The following is a 14,539-nucleotide window of genomic DNA, read 5'->3' on the forward strand; positions in this document are numbered from 1 at the left end:
GTGGCGGCGGTCCGGGCGGGCGATATGTTGGCTGATATGACCGCCCCCATCCATGGCCCCGACGACCCGGACGGCCTCTCCGACAGGGATCGCGCCGTGCTCGCCGTCGAACGCCAGTCGTGGACCGGCCCCGGGGCGAAGGAACGGGCGATCCGCGAACAGCTGGGCATCTCGCCCACGCGCTACTACCAGCTCCTGAACGCGCTCCTGGACGACCGCCGCGCACTGGAGGAGGACCCGGTGACGGTGAACCGCCTGCGCCGGGTGCGGGCCGCGCGACGCGAACGACGCTGAGGCCGGGACCGGGCCGCTCCGACAGAACCGGAACCGGGCCCCTACGGCGAGTGCTGGGGAGCGGAGGTCGGCAGCGCCCCGAAAACGCCCGCACCGCCCCAACTCCCCGCCCCGGCTATAGGCTCCCCCCATGGGCAGCAACCCCGAAGCACCCACACCGAGCGAAACCCCGTCCGAGCTCCCGAACCCCACCACCCCGGCCGGCCGAGAGGCCCTCGCCGCGATCCTCGCGCGCCCCGACCATGCCGTGATCGCGCTCGATTTCGACGGCACCCTCGCCGACATCGTCCCGGACCCGGAGCAGGCCCGCGCCCACCCCGGCGCCGTCGCGGCCCTCGTCGCGCTCGCCCCGAAGGTGGCCTCCATCGCCGTGATCACCGGCCGCCCGGCCGGCGTCGCGGTGCGGCAAGGCGGCTTCGCCGGAGTGCCGGGCCTCGACCACCTCGTCGTCCTCGGCCACTACGGCGCCGAGCGCTGGGACGCCGTGTCCGGCACCGTCCACGCCCCCGCCCCGCACCCCGGCATCGCCGCCGTCCGCGCCGAGCTCCCGGGCGTGCTGGACCGCTCCGGCTCGTGGCACGGCACCTGGATAGAGGAGAAGGGCCGGGCGATCGCCGTCCACACCCGCCGGGCCGCCGACCCGCAGGCCGCGTTCGAGGCGTTGGGCGCCCCCCTCGGCGAACTCGCCGCCCGGCACGGGCTGATCGTCGAACCGGGCCGGCTGGTCCTGGAGCTGCGCCCGCCGGGCATGGACAAGGGCGTGGCGCTCACCCAGTACCTCCGGGAGACGGACGCCGAGTCCGTGCTGTACGCGGGCGACGACCTCGGCGACCTCGCCGCGTACGCCGCGGTGGAGAAGCTCCGCTCCGAGGGTGCCGACGGCATCCCCGGACTGCTGGTCTGCAGCGGCAGCGCGGAGGTGCCCGAGCTGGCCGGGCGGGCCGATCTGCTGCTGTCCGGACCGGGCGACGTCGTCGCCTTCCTGGCGGCGCTGGCCCGGCAGATCTGAGGCCTCGGTCCCGCCGGAGCCTCCCGGGCCTGTCCGGCCCTGACCCGCCGGGCAGGCCCTGGGGCTCAGTCCCGCCGCAGCGCGTCCAGCTGGTCCAGGAACCACTGCTGCGGCGGCAGCGCGACCGCCGCCGCGGCCAGGCGCTCGGTGCGCGCGGCCCGCTCGTCGTCCGCCATCGTCAGCGCCTCGTGCAGCGCCGCCGCCGTCGCGGAGACGTCGTACGGGTTCACCACCACCGCGTCGCTGCCCAGCTCCTCGTACGCCCCCGCCTCCCGCGACAGCACCAGCGCGCAGCCGTGGTCGGAGACGACCGGGATCTCCTTCGCGACCAGGTTCATGCCGTCGCGGATCGGGTTGACGAGCGCCACGTCGGCCAGCCGGTACGCGGCGAGCGAGCGGGCGAAGTCGTCCTTGACGTGCAGCACGACCGGCGTCCAGCCCGCGGTGCCGTACACGGCGTTGATCTCGTCGGCGACCCGCTGGACCTCGGCCGTGTAGTCGCGGTACACCGCGAGGTCCTGCCGGGAGGGGTACGCGAAGGCGACATGGACGACCCGCTCGCGCCATTCGGGCCGCTCGTCCAGGAGCGCGCGGTACGCGAGCAGCCCGCGCACGATGTTCTTGGACAGTTCCGTTCGGTCCACCCGTACGATCGTCCTCCGGCCGGGGCCGGTCTGCTCGCGCAGTGCCGCCATCCGCTCGTCCACGTCCGCCTCGTGTGCCCGGCGGCGCAGGAAGTCGGCGTCCGCGCCGAGACCGTGCACCCCGATCCTGGTGTGCCCGGTGCCGCCCAGGATCTGGGTGCAGCAGCCGATGAACGCGTCCGCCCAGCGCCGGGTCAGGAACGCCGCCCGGTCCGCGCCCAGGATGCCGTGCAGCAGCTGTTCGGCGATGTCGTCGGGGAGCAGCCGGAAGTAGTCGACGGGTGCCCACGGGGTGTGCGAGAAGTGGCCGATGCGCAGATCGGGACGGAGCTCGCGGAGCATGCCAGGCACCAGCGCCAGGTGGTAGTCCTGCACCAGCACCGCGGCGCCCTGCTCCGCCTCCTCGGCGAGCGCCTCGGCGAAGGCCCGGTTGTAGGTCTCGAACGATGCCCACTGCCGCCGGAACTCCGCGTCGAAGACCGGCTCCAGCGGCGTCTGGTACAGCATGTGGTGGACGAACCAGAGCACCGAGTTCGCGATGCCGTTGTACGCGTCGGCGTGCACGTCCGCGTCGATGTCGAGCATCCGCACACCCGGCTCGCCGACCCCGCGCCGGACCGCCTCCCGGTCGCCGTCACCGAGTGCGGCGCACACCCAGAGCTTGTCGTCGACGGCGCTCAGACCGGAGACGAGACCGCCGCCGCCCCGCTTCGCGTCGAGCGATCCGTCCGTGCCCAGGGTGTACGACACCGGGCCGCGGTTGGAGGCGACGAGGACCTGGGTGGAGGGCCGGACGGGGGGCTGGGCAGGGGGCTGGGCTTCGTGCGCGGAGACCATGTTGCGGAATCTAGCCCGATCACGAACCGCCCAAACGTGCGAAGTCAGGCCACGTCAGGCCGCCCGGCGCGAAACGTACTCCGCGATCTCGCACATCGGGGGCCGCTCCTCGGTGTCCACGGCATGGGTGCGCGGGACGAAGCCGTTCGCGCCGCGCTCGAACTGGGTGAGCGCCGGGCGCACCAAGTGGCCCCGCGACAGCCTTAGTTGCGCGGTCCGGTAGATCGCCGCCGCCATCCGGCCGAGCGCCTGCCCGTCCTGGTGCCGGTGCTTGCGCACCCCGACGTCGACCTGGGCCAGCGCGTCCAGCCCCACCGTGTGCAGCGCGTCGACCAGGAGACCCAGCTCCACTCCGTAGCCGACGGGGAAGGGCAGCCGTTCGAGCAGCGAGCGGCGTACGGCGTACTCGCCGCCCAGCGGCTGGACGAAGCCGGCCAGCCGCGGCCAGTGCAGATTGAGCAGCGGGCGGGCCACCAGCTCGGTCACCCGGCCGCCCTGGCCCGTGGTGTCGCCGAACGGGCGGTCGTACATCGCCTTCACGAACTGCACGTCCGGATCGGTCAGCAGCGGGCCCACGATGCCGGAGACGAAATCCGCCGAGAAGTCCTTCAGGTCGGCGTCGATGAAGCACACGATGTCGCCGCCGGTCACCAGGAGCGAGCGCCACAGCACCTCGCCCTTGCCGGGCACGGCCGGGATCCGGGGGAGTATCGCGTCCCGGTGCACCACCCGGGCACCGGCCTCCCGGGCCACCCGCGCGGTGGCGTCCGTGGACCCGGAATCGATCACCACGAGCTCGTCGACCAGCTGGACCTTCTCCATCAGCTCACGCCGGATCGTCGCGACGATCTCGCCGACCGTCGCCTCCTCGTTCAGCGCGGGCAGTACGACACTGACGCTCCCGCGACCCGCTTCCCCGGCCGCGGCCCTGGCGGCCAGGAGGCGGTCCAGCGGGCGGTCGGCGGCCGACCAGGAACGCCTGGTCAACCAGCATTCGACCTCTTCCAGCACGGTCGATACTCCCTGTATGTGATCCATCTCGCGGTTCGGACGGCTATCTCAACGGTCCGGTGCTTCGGTTACAGTCTTGAACAACGCGGACGACCATCGCATGCCGGGGTCCGTCCGCCGATAAATGCCCGGATCGAAGATCCGGTGCCACAGCGCTCATCCAGAGGGACTGAGGGAACGGCCCGTTGAAGTCCCGGCAACCCCCCCACCGACCGAGAGGTCCGGTGAGGAAGGTGCCAATTCCGTCTCGTGGCGAAACGCGCCGCGGGGAAGATGAGGAGAAAGGGCCTCGCCACCATGGCTGCGCAGACCGTTGCAGTAAGCACCAATTCTTCCGTCGACGTTGACGCCGACTCCGAAGCCGTCGACCTCGGTCCCGCCTCGGGCCTTTCCTGCCGCGAGTGCGGCGAGCGTTTTGAACTCGGACCCATTTTCGCCTGCGCGTCCTGTTTCGGGCCGCTCGAAGTGGCGTACGACCTGCCGAGCGGCTCCCCCGAAGAGCTGAGGAAGCGCATCGAGGCCGGTCCGGCCAACATCTGGCGCTACGCGCCGCTGCTGCCGGTCCCCGCCGATGTCGCCGAGAAGCCCAATCTCAACCCCGGCTGGACCAAGCTCGTCCAGGCCGACAATCTCGCCCGTGAGCTCGGTGTCGAACAGGGCAAGCTGTTCGTCAAGGACGACTCCGGCAACCCCACGCACTCCTTCAAGGACCGCGTCGTCGCCCAGGCCATCGAGGCCGCCCGCGCCTTCGGCTTCACCACCCTGTCCTGCTCCTCCACCGGCAACCTCGCCGGTGCCGTCGGCGCCGCCGCGGCCCGCGCCGGTTTCCGCTCCTGCGTGTTCATCCCGCACGACCTGGAGCAGGGCAAGGTCGTCATGGCCGCGGTGTACGGCGGTGAGCTGGTCGGCATCGAGGGCAACTACGACGACGTCAACCGCTTCTGCTCCGAGCTCATCGGCGACCCGCTCGGCGAGGGCTGGGGCTTCGTCAACGTCAACCTGCGTCCGTACTACGGCGAGGGCTCCAAGACCCTGGCGTACGAGATCTGCGAGCAGCTCGGCTGGCGGCTCCCGGACCAGCTGGTCATCCCGATCGCGTCCGGCTCGCAGTTCACCAAGATCGACAAGGGCCTCCAGGAGCTGATCAAGCTCGGCCTCGTCGAGGACAAGCCGTACAAGCTCTTCGGCGCCCAGGCCGAGGGCTGCTCGCCGGTCTCGGTCGCGTACAAGGGCGGCCACGACGTCGTCCGGCCGCAGAAGCCGAACACGATCGCCAAGTCCCTGGCCATCGGCAACCCGGCCGACGGCCCGTACGTCCTGGACATCGCCCGCCGCACCGGCGGCGCGGTGGAGGACGTGAACGACGAGCAGGTCGTCGACGCGATCAAGCTGCTGGCGCGCACCGAGGGCATCTTCGCCGAGACGGCGGGCGGTGTGACGGTCGGCGTGACGAAGAAGCTCATCGAGGCCGGTCTGATCGACCCGTCGCTGACCACCGTCGTGCTCAACACGGGTGACGGCCTCAAGACCCTCGACGCGGTGGCCGAGACCTCGCAGGCGACCGCGACGATCCGTCCCAGCCTGGACGCGTTCCGCGCCGCCGGCCTCGCCACCAGCTGACCACCCGAGACACCAGGAAGGGCACCCACCATGAGCGTCAAGGTCCGCATCCCCACCATCCTCCGCACCTACACGGGCGGCCAGGCCGAGGTCCCGGCCGAGGGCTCGACCCTCTCCCAGGTCATCGAGTCCCTGGAGCAGAACCACCCGGGCATCGCCGCCCGCGTCCTGGACGACCAGGGCAAGCTGCGCCGCTTCGTGAACGTGTACGTCAACGACGACGACGTGCGCTTCGAGGGCGGCCTGGAGACGGCGACGCCGGACGGCGCCGGGATCTCGATCATCCCGGCCGTGGCCGGCGGCTGCTGACGCCCCGTCCGACCGCACCGCGTTATCGAATTGCCCCCTCCGTGTTTGAAACGGAGGGGGCAATTCTGCATGGTTGAGCGCGGTAGAGTGTGGGAAGTCCCCCCAGCTGCCCATGCCGCCCGCATACGAGAATGCGCCCGGCCACGACAAGATGCAGCCAAAGTGCGCGATCTCCTTGAGGCATAAGTCGCCTTTGTCCGGCCCGACTTGCCCAGGATTCATGTGAATTCCGCATATCCGGGCGTTCGGTTCTGCCGAGAATTCTCGTCCGATTGACCTGTTGCAGAGGGCAGTTGGGCAGATACATTCAGCCGCGGTCGACGCGTTCCGGCGCACACACCCTCTCCTGTCGGAGGGTGAGTTCTGACCCGGGTCCGCGAAGTGCGGTCCTGCGCAAGGGCCAGTAATAGGGGAGTTAGGCATGGCTCAGGGCACCGTCAAGTGGTTCAACGCGGAGAAGGGGTACGGCTTCATCGCGGTCGACGGTGGTGCGGATGTTTTCGTCCACTACAGCGCGATCCAGATGGACGGGTACCGCACCCTCGAAGAGGGTCAGCGAGTTGAATTCGAGATCTCGCAGGGCCAGAAGGGGCCGCAGGCGGACATGGTCAAGCTCGCCGTCGGCTGAGTTCGAGCGGTCGGCCAACGACACCACTCACGCACTGAGGGCCCGTACCCCCGGGGGTACGGGCCCTCAGTGCGTCCTGCGCGTGCCGTGCGCGCCGCGCCCGAGCCCCCGGCACGCCCCGGCGCGGCGCCCCGGAGGCTCCGGCGCGGCGCCCCGGGTGCTCCGGCGCGGTGTCCACATCCCGAGGGGGACGCTTGCACTCTCGGGGGTCGAGTGCTAATCATTGGCGTTAGCACTCTCCAGGTGAGAGTGACAGAACTTGGACCGGGCCGGTGAGGCCCGCAGGGTCGGTGGGGCAAGGAACCACCGGTCACGCAGGCCGTCCGTCGCGGGCGCCACTCGGTCCGGAGAAATCCACCCCTGTCCGGGAGGACCACTTCACATGGCCAAGATCATCGCGTTCGACGAGGAGGCCCGGCGCGGTCTCGAGCGCGGCATGAACCAGCTCGCCGACGCCGTCAAGGTCACCCTTGGCCCCAAGGGTCGCAACGTCGTCCTTGAGAAGAAGTGGGGCGCCCCCACGATCACCAACGATGGTGTCTCCATCGCCAAGGAGATCGAGCTGGAGGACCCGTACGAGAAGATCGGTGCGGAGCTGGTCAAGGAGGTCGCCAAGAAGACGGACGACGTCGCCGGCGACGGTACGACCACCGCCACCGTTCTCGCCCAGGCTCTCGTCCGCGAGGGTCTGCGCAACGTCGCCGCGGGTGCCAACCCGATGGCGCTCAAGCGGGGCATCGAGAAGGCCGTCGAGGCCGTCTCCGCCGCCCTCCTGGAGCAGGCCAAGGACGTGGAGACCAAGGAGCAGATCGCTTCGACGGCCTCCATCTCCGCCGCCGACACCCAGATCGGCGAGCTCATCGCCGAGGCCATGGACAAGGTCGGCAAGGAAGGCGTCATCACCGTCGAGGAGTCCCAGACCTTCGGTCTGGAGCTGGAGCTCACCGAGGGTATGCGCTTCGACAAGGGCTACATCTCGGCGTACTTCGCCACCGACATGGAGCGCATGGAGTCGTCCCTGGACGACCCGTACATCCTGATCGTCAACTCCAAGGTCAGCAACGTGAAGGACCTCCTTCCGCTGCTGGAGAAGGTCATGCAGTCCGGCAAGCCGCTGCTGATCATCGCCGAGGACGTCGAGGGCGAGGCCCTGTCGACCCTGGTCGTCAACAAGATCCGTGGCACCTTCAAGTCCGTCGCCGTCAAGGCCCCGGGCTTCGGTGACCGCCGCAAGGCCATGCTCGGCGACATCGCCATCCTCACCGGTGGCACCGTCATCTCCGAGGAGGTCGGCCTCAAGCTGGAGAACGCCGGTCTCGACCTGCTCGGCCGCGCCCGCAAGGTCGTCATCACCAAGGACGAGACGACGATCGTCGACGGTGCCGGTGACAGCGACCAGGTCCAGGGCCGCGTCAACCAGATCCGCGCCGAGATCGAGAACTCCGACTCGGACTACGACCGCGAGAAGCTCCAGGAGCGCCTCGCGAAGCTGGCCGGCGGCGTGGCCGTCATCAAGGCCGGTGCCGCGACCGAGGTCGAGCTCAAGGAGCGCAAGCACCGCATCGAGGACGCGGTGCGCAACGCCAAGGCCGCCGTCGAGGAGGGCATCGTCGCCGGTGGTGGCGTGGCTCTGCTCCAGGCCTCGGCCGTCTTCGAGAAGCTGGAGCTCTCGGGTGACGAGGCGACCGGCGCCAACGCCGTCAAGCTGGCGCTGGAGGCCCCGCTCAAGCAGATCGCCGTCAACGGTGGTCTTGAGGGTGGCGTCGTCGTCGAGAAGGTGCGCAACCTGGCCGTCGGCCACGGTCTGAACGCCGCGACCGGCGAGTACGTCGACATGATCGCCGAGGGCATCCTCGACCCGGCGAAGGTCACGCGTTCCGCCCTGCAGAACGCCGCGTCCATCGCCGCGCTGTTCCTCACCACCGAGGCCGTCATCGCCGACAAGCCGGAGAAGGCCTCCGCGGCTGCTCCGGGCGGCATGCCGGGCGGTGACATGGACTTCTGATCCTGACGGATCGGTAGTTCCTGTACAGCTCTGTCGCTTCGGCCCCCTGGACCAGCCGGTCCAGGGGGCCGAGGTGTTTCACCGCGCGAGCACCATCTCCGGGAAGCGCCACGAGGGCCCGTCCGGCAGGTGGTCGTCGCGCCCGCGCAGCCACCGGTCGGCGTCACATCGGCCTTCCGGTCGCGGGTGTCCGCCCGGAACGCCGCCCACGACGACGGCTGCTGCCGGGGGACGGCAGTGCGCTCGTGGCCAGGAGCGCCGAGGCCGCCAGCCCGGTGATGAGCAACTGGCGGCGGTTGAGGCTGCGGCTCTGGTCGTGCGGGACAACGGTCACGTGAGGGCTCCCCCCGAGGCGTGCGGTGGACGCGCCCACGATGCCCGCCGGAGCATCGTGAGCGCGTGATACCGCAGTCCCCAAAGCGTCGGGGCCGTCTGGCTCCCGGGTATGCGGGACCGGCTGGCTCCCCGGTATGAGACGGGGTGCCGGACACCGCGACGTACGGCCCTGCGGCCCTACGGCAGGCGGTCGAGCAGCCAGGTGCAGAGCTCCTCGGTGACGAGGGCGTGGCCCTCGTTCCGGGAGGCGAGCTTGAACTCGTCGAGCCCGCTGTCCTCCTCCGGGAGCGCGGAGATGTCCGCGTAGAGCTCCTCGTCCGTGTCCAGGCCGCGGATGTCGACCGCGCTGACCGCGGGCACGAAGCAGTGCGACCGGATACGTACGTCGGTCTTGAAGCCGAGCAACGGGCTCAGGGCGTTGAGCCCGTCGGCGAGGATGCCGAAGCCCTCCAGCGATCCGCCGGGGGCGCCGTCGATCGACGGAAGCCCGTTCGTACGGCCCTCGTTGGCCTTCAGCGTCACCACCCGGAGCTTCGCGACGAGCTCGTCGGGGCCCGGCGCCTGGGTGTAGAGCTTGGTCCCCAGGACCGACAGGCCCTTGCCCTCCAGGGCCAGTTCGCCCGCCCGCACATCGGTGCCGATGCCGTTGTCCGTGCCGTTGGAGACACCGATCAGCCGGGGCCGGCGCGGCCATCGGCCGACGGCTTCCATCTCGGCGAGGAACGCGGCACGCAAGTCGCTCCGGTCCGGGGTGGCGTCCCACTTCTCGATGTGCCGCCACAGCAGCTGCTGGGCGGCCGGGCTGTTGATCTGGTCGGAGAACCGGCTGTCGAGGTCCTTGATGTAGTGCGCGAACGCCTGGAGCGCGATCGGGATCCAGGCGCCCCGGTGCGGGCTGTCGTACGAGAAGTACAGCGCCGTCTGGTGGTCGATGCTCTCGACCTCCATCTTGGCCAGCGCATGCCGGGTGACGAGCCCGCCCATGCTGAACCCGCCGACTGCCAGGGGTGTGTCGCCCTGCCGTTCCTCGATGGCCCGCATGATCGCGGCCTGCGCGGTGCGGGAGTTGTCCAGAATCGACGCACTGCGCTCGTGGTAGCCGAGAAGGATGACGTCACGGCCCCGGCGGCGCAGCTCGCTGATGAGCGCGTAGTCGCCGAACTCCATGATCTCCCAGGAGAATTCCAGCTCGCTCGGCCCCATGCTGAAGCCGTCGGCGAAGATGACCGGCCGTACGAGACCGGTGTTCCCCTCGCCGTAGTAGACCCAGGCGGTGCCGCCCGGCAGATCCCATACGGTGCTGGGCGGCAGCGGGAGGGAGCTGGGCCGCTGGGCATCCAGACGGGGGCCGGGGGACAGGACGATGGGTGGCTTGTCGCGGAGCTCGGAGACGATCTGCTCGTGGGACGGTTCGGACATGGTTCGTTCCCCTTTGGGACAGTTGATAGCGATGCGCGCCAAGAGGAACACGCAACGTAGCCATCAGCCAGGAGAAGTGGTTCAAACCACCCCCAGGTGGGAGCCGGTTTCAGACACCGGGCGTGGCGTCCCGCCGCGCACCGCGGAGTCCCGCCGTGTCCCGCCGTGACAGGTCAGCGCGCCCTCGGCCGTACGGGCCGCCGGGCCAGCCCGGCCCGTACGTCGTTCATCCGCTCGCGCACGCCGTTCGCCGGTACGGCTCCGCAGGGCCCGGCGGGTGCGGCGGCCGGTTCGCCCCGGCACGGCCTGCACCGGCCGCCGATCAGGGCCTCCGCGCTGCCCGGCGAGCGGCATTCGCTGCATTCGAGGGTGCGCAACACCGCGCGCTGTTGCGGCGGAGTGACTCGTTCGGGTGGCATCTTGTCGGTGAGCCGCCTGCCGATGAGGGACGGCGCGTGGTGGACGGGTGTGGGGAGCCCGGCGGTGAGGGCGTGCAGCAGCTCCGCCTCCGTGGCCCCGCGCTCGAACCACTCGCCGACCTGCGGTTCGAGCGCCGCGCAGTCCGCCGCCGACAGGGTGAGCGAGGGTGCGGTGCGCCCGAGCGCGGCCAGGAGCGTGAACGCGCGGGAACGGGTGGGGCGGTGCGGCCGCTCGGGTGGTACGTCGCCCCGGGTGAAGGCGGCCCACCACGCGTCGTCCCGCGCGGTCCGGGAGAAGAACGTCCGGGTCACCCAGAGCAGCACCTCGTCGTTGGCGACGCACTCGCTGCCGCGCCGCAGGTGCCCGGCGTCCTGGAGCCGGTTGAGGGCGGTACGCAGCGCGCACTGCCCGTACGGGAGCACCTTGGCCAGCGTCTTCACGGAGATGTCGGCGCCCTCGGGCAGCCGGTCGATGTACGCGGCGATGGATGCCTCGCGCGGCGGAAGGTGCGCGAAATCGCGTTCGGTACGCGGCAGTTGGCCGGACGCGGCGCGCTTGCCGTAACCCGGGTTGGCCATCGGGTGCGGGGGCGGCGGTGCGGTCGGAGGTACGTGCGGCACACGCGGGGCAGCACTAAGCTGGCTGTCAGCCATTAGATCGCTCCTGACGATCGAAGTGGTCAGGCCCCTGTCTGGTGTTCCACCACCGGCGGGGGCCGTTCTGCGTTTTACGTTGTTCTGCTTGCGTCGTCCTGCTTTCGGCACGCTAGAGCGTCGCCACCATCCGTGGCAAGTCGGTCACGAACCGTCAACTCGCGGCTCGGGGTGGGTGGGTGGGAAGTGGCCCGCCTCCCGTTCCTCGGAAAGAGCGCTCGGACTTCGTGGCTTGAGCTCCGGGCGGAACACTCCTGGTGGGAGGGGGCGTGCGCGGCGATCCGAATGCGCTGGGTGCACTCCGAATGCGCCCCTGCTGGTGGGGTGGACCGGTGGGGCGCGATGCGGGAAAGGGGAAGAGGGCGGCGGGCCCCTGTGATCTTGGGTGCCGGGCCGGTCGGGCCCGAACGTCCCTCCACTCAACTCGTACGAGGAGTCCCGTGCGTATCCGATCCATCGTGTCTTTGGCCGCTTCCGCCGTCGCGGTCCTGGCGCTCGCCACCCCCTCCCAGGCCGTCGGCAACGGCTACTACCTGATCCAGGACGCCGAGAGCGGTACGTGTCTGAACGCCGGAGGAGGCGCTCTCGGCGGGCAACTCGGCGACTGCGGCCAGGAGTCCGCCTGGCGCGTGGTCAACCTGCCGGACGGCTCCGTGCTGTTCCGCGAGGCGAACGACGAAAGCCGGTGCCTGGGGCTGTCGCCGCTGAAGATCTTCCCGCCCGCCGTGGCCGAGAGCGAGTGCGGCAACGCTCCGGACCGTTGGCTGGTCAACGGCCCGTCCAGTGGCGAGCGGGTCGCCCTGAGCCTCAAGGGCCTGGCGAGCATCGGCACGCTCACCTCGCGCGGGGACCGGGCGACGCTGGCCGGTGAGGGCGAGCGCGAGTGGGACCTGGTGCGCGTCGGCTAGGGCCTTCGAGGTGCGGGCGGGGCCGGGGCCGCCGCCGGACGGTCCCGGCCCCGGTCTCCGCTTCGTGATCATGTCACCGGCCTGCGACAGCGTCGTCCTGGAACCGAGACGCCCATGGCCCTGCGGCTCGCGGCCCCCGCATAGTGATCGAGCGAGCACGGAGAAGCCGATGCCGCTCCGGTCTCAACCACTGATCACCAAGGGGATTCCATGTCCGGCAACCGTCGCAAGTCCTTCCTCGTCTCCGCTGCCCTCGTGGGCGGGGCCCTGCTGATGACGGCGTGCCAGGACACGGACGCCGCCCTGGGCGACGGTTCCGCGCAGGCTTCCTCGTCCGCCACATCGGCCGGTGGCGCGTCCGGCTCGTCGGACGCGGGCAGCAGCCAGGGCGCGGGCAAGGCCGCCGACAAGGGCGCCGGTAGCGGTGCCGACAAGGCCGCCGACCAGGGGTCCGGTACGGCGGGCAAGGCGGCCGGGGGCCGGGACGGCTCCGGGGCCGACACCGGCAACGGCAAGCGGGAGCAGGTCGGACAGGTCTGCGGTGCCAACGACATCTCCTGGAGCACCAGGTCCGAGACCCAGGCCGGCGGCTACATCCTGATCACCGCGAAGGCGAAGCCGGGCATCACCTGCGTCCTGCCGGGCGATCTCCCGACCGTGGCGTTCGGTTCCGACGGCACCGAGGCGGGCCCCGCGGAGCAGTCCGCGGGCGACCCGATCACGCTGAGCGGGAGCACCACCGCCTACGCAGGGGTGAACCCGAAGTCCGGCAACGCGGACGGCGGCAAGGAACTGGACAGCATCATCGTCGCCGTGGGCGACGGCGACCCCGACCCGGTCTCCCTGAAGGTCGGCACCATCACGGTCGACAAGCCGGTCGTCACCAACTGGCACGCCTCCCCGGCGGACGCCGTCCCCTTCGGCTGAGCCGCCCGCGTCCGGCTGAGCCGCTCGCGGAAACCAGTGAACCGCCCCGTCCCCGGAACGATGCTTCCGGGGACGGGGCGGTTTCCGGTCCCGTGGGGGATGGTCAGTCGCGGCGGGGGCCGATGACGGAGTCCCCGTCGTGCACGGTGATCGCGAGCGCCGGGCAGATGTCGGCCGCGTCCAGGACCCGTTCGTCCGGCTCGATCCCCTCGGCCCGCGCACGGGCGCGCTCGCCGTCCAGGGCGAACACCTCCGGGACCGTTCCGGCGCACATCCCCGAACCCTGGCAGAGCTGGGCGTCGACGCGTACGTTCCAGGCCACGGCGCTCACCACTCCACCGGCATGACGCGCGGCCCGCGCACCAGCATCTCGGACTTCCAGGTCACATCGCCCGCCAGGCGCAGCTCCGGGAAGCGGGTGATGAGGGCGGACAGCGCCTCCTGGAGCTCCAGCCGGGCCAGCGGGGCGCCCAGGCAGTGGTGGACCCCGTGGCCGAATCCGAGGTGCTGGTTGCCCTCGCGGGCGATGTCGAGCACGCCCGGGGCACTGAACCGCAGGGCGTCGCGGTTGGCGGCGCCCACGGCGACCAGGACCGGGCTGCCCGCGCGGACGAGCGTCCCGCCGACCTCGATGTCCTCGGTGGCGTACCGGGGCTGACCGGCGCCGCTGCCCAGGGGCACGAAGCGGAGCAGCTCCTCCACGGCGTTCGGTACGAGCTCCGGCTCGGCCCTGAGCCTGGCCAGCTGGTCCGGGTGGTCGAGGAGGGTGAGGACGAAGTTGGGGATCTGGGACGCGGTGGTCTCGTGCCCCGCGACCAGGATGCCCACGCAGAGATCGATGAGTTCGAGCTCCGAGAGCCGGTCGCCGTCGTCGCGGGCCTCGATGAGCGCCGTCATCAGGTCGTCCTGCGGCGCCTGGCGGTGCTGGTCGATCAACCCGGCCATGTAGGCGCGCAGTTCGGCGCGGCTCGCGTCGAACTCCTCGGCGGTGAGCGAACTGGTCGACAGCGCGTCGTCGCTCCACACGCGGAACCGCGGCCGGTCCTCGGTGGGCACGCCCAGCATCCGGCAGATCACGGCGACCGGCAGCGGCAGCGCGAACAGGTCGACCAGGTCGGCGGGCGGCCCGGCCGTCTCCATCTCGTCGAGCAGGGCGGCGGTCAGCTCCCGGACCTGGGGGCGCAGCTTCTCGACCTGGCGGACGGTGAACGCCTTGGCGACCAGGGAGCGCAGCCGGGTGTGGTCCGGCGGGTCCATGCCGAGGATCCCGCCGTCGCGCTGCCCCTCGGACTGGCGGGGCTCGTCGTGCGAGGCGGCCGCCGCCCGGCTGAAGCGCTGGTCACCGAGGACCAGCCGGGCATCGGCATAGCGGGTGACCAGCCAGGCCGGTTCCCCGTACGGCAGCTGGACCCTCAAGAGGCCCGATTGGTCGCGGACGCGCTCGTAGGCATCGGAGAGCTGGAGTCCGTCGGGGGTGTTGAAGGGGTAGGCAAGGGGTGCGATATCTGCGGTCGTCACT

General features: G+C 70.9%; 15 protein-coding genes and 1 riboswitch. Of the genes, 8 read left to right on the top strand and 7 right to left on the bottom strand.

The features are described from left to right. The first annotated feature begins 36 nt into the window (after positions 1–36). Together GA0115234_RS08785 and otsB are read left to right on the top strand one after the other, a co-directional pair. The gene (locus GA0115234_RS08785) at positions 37–294 is read left to right on the top strand and encodes a DUF3263 domain-containing protein (protein ID WP_093540308.1); all 258 of its coding nucleotides are present in this window, start codon (positions 37–39) and stop codon (positions 292–294) included. Between the two features lie 130 nt (positions 295–424). Beyond that, positions 425–1,303: a trehalose-phosphatase gene (gene otsB / locus GA0115234_RS08790; protein WP_093540309.1), complete on the top strand. Its 879-nt coding sequence runs from the start codon at positions 425–427 to the stop codon at positions 1,301–1,303. A 65-nt stretch (positions 1,304–1,368) separates the two neighbouring features. Here the strand turns inward: otsB and GA0115234_RS08795 are convergent, their stop codons facing one another. Next, the gene (locus tag GA0115234_RS08795) at positions 1,369–2,784 is read right to left on the bottom strand and encodes an alpha,alpha-trehalose-phosphate synthase (UDP-forming) (protein ID WP_093540310.1); all 1,416 of its coding nucleotides are present in this window, start codon (positions 2,782–2,784) and stop codon (positions 1,369–1,371) included. 54 nt (positions 2,785–2,838) lie between these two features. After that, the gene (locus GA0115234_RS08800) at positions 2,839–3,795 is read right to left on the bottom strand and encodes a glucosyl-3-phosphoglycerate synthase (protein ID WP_093540311.1); all 957 of its coding nucleotides are present in this window, start codon (positions 3,793–3,795) and stop codon (positions 2,839–2,841) included. Between the two features lie 153 nt (positions 3,796–3,948). Then, positions 3,949–4,075, top strand: a riboswitch (SAM riboswitch). A 17-nt stretch (positions 4,076–4,092) separates the two neighbouring features. On the opposite strand from GA0115234_RS08800, the gene thrC reads away from it, so the two are divergent. The 4 genes from thrC (at position 4,093) to groL (ending at position 8,357) form a co-directional block, all read left to right on the top strand. After that, entirely contained in the window at positions 4,093–5,415 is a 1,323-nt protein-coding gene (thrC, locus tag GA0115234_RS08805) for a threonine synthase (RefSeq protein WP_093540312.1), read from the top strand. 30 nt (positions 5,416–5,445) lie between these two features. Then, complete coding sequence (locus tag GA0115234_RS08810; protein WP_072487929.1) at positions 5,446–5,724, top strand: MoaD/ThiS family protein; 279 nt, start codon at positions 5,446–5,448, stop codon at positions 5,722–5,724. A gap of 421 nt (positions 5,725–6,145) precedes the next feature. Further along, positions 6,146–6,352: a cold-shock protein gene (locus tag GA0115234_RS08815; RefSeq protein ID WP_003967346.1), complete on the top strand. Its 207-nt coding sequence runs from the start codon at positions 6,146–6,148 to the stop codon at positions 6,350–6,352. A 382-nt stretch (positions 6,353–6,734) separates the two neighbouring features. Beyond that, positions 6,735–8,357, top strand: coding sequence for a chaperonin GroEL (gene groL, locus GA0115234_RS08820; RefSeq protein ID WP_093540313.1), 1,623 nt, complete (start codon positions 6,735–6,737; stop codon positions 8,355–8,357). Positions 8,358–8,520: 163 nt separating this feature from the next. On the opposite strand, the gene GA0115234_RS42255 is transcribed toward groL, so the two are convergent. The 3 genes from GA0115234_RS42255 to GA0115234_RS08830 form a co-directional block, all read right to left on the bottom strand. After that, positions 8,521–8,691: a hypothetical protein gene (locus GA0115234_RS42255; RefSeq protein ID WP_176729115.1), complete on the bottom strand. Its 171-nt coding sequence runs from the start codon at positions 8,689–8,691 to the stop codon at positions 8,521–8,523. Between the two features lie 179 nt (positions 8,692–8,870). Next, positions 8,871–10,112 carry an esterase/lipase family protein gene (locus GA0115234_RS08825; protein WP_093540314.1) on the bottom strand — a complete coding sequence of 414 codons (1,242 nt, stop codon included), beginning with the start codon at positions 10,110–10,112 and terminating at the stop codon, positions 8,871–8,873. A 173-nt stretch (positions 10,113–10,285) separates the two neighbouring features. Continuing rightward, on the bottom strand, positions 10,286–11,185 hold the full coding sequence (locus GA0115234_RS08830) for a hypothetical protein (protein ID WP_093540315.1): 900 nt from the start codon (positions 11,183–11,185) through the stop codon (positions 10,286–10,288). Positions 11,186–11,625: 440 nt separating this feature from the next. Between GA0115234_RS08830 and GA0115234_RS08835 the strand changes: the two genes are divergently transcribed. Both GA0115234_RS08835 and GA0115234_RS08840 read left to right on the top strand, forming a co-directional pair. Next, positions 11,626–12,093 carry a hypothetical protein gene (locus GA0115234_RS08835; protein ID WP_141718408.1) on the top strand — a complete coding sequence of 156 codons (468 nt, stop codon included), beginning with the start codon at positions 11,626–11,628 and terminating at the stop codon, positions 12,091–12,093. A gap of 210 nt (positions 12,094–12,303) precedes the next feature. Then, the gene (locus GA0115234_RS08840) at positions 12,304–13,020 is read left to right on the top strand and encodes a DUF4232 domain-containing protein (RefSeq protein WP_093540317.1); all 717 of its coding nucleotides are present in this window, start codon (positions 12,304–12,306) and stop codon (positions 13,018–13,020) included. A 103-nt stretch (positions 13,021–13,123) separates the two neighbouring features. Here GA0115234_RS08840 and GA0115234_RS08845 read toward each other — a convergent pair whose 3' ends face one another. Next, complete coding sequence (locus GA0115234_RS08845) at positions 13,124–13,342, bottom strand: ferredoxin (RefSeq protein WP_329871032.1); 219 nt, start codon at positions 13,340–13,342, stop codon at positions 13,124–13,126. A gap of 5 nt (positions 13,343–13,347) precedes the next feature. Next, positions 13,348–14,538, bottom strand: coding sequence for a cytochrome P450 (locus GA0115234_RS08850; protein ID WP_093540319.1), 1,191 nt, complete (start codon positions 14,536–14,538; stop codon positions 13,348–13,350). Position 14,539: the final 1 nt, after the last annotated feature.

Origin of the sequence: Streptomyces sp. DvalAA-43 (assembly GCF_900091725.1) — a bacterium.
In the GTDB taxonomy this organism is placed as follows: Bacteria; Actinomycetota; Actinomycetes; order Streptomycetales; family Streptomycetaceae; genus Streptomyces; species Streptomyces pulveraceus.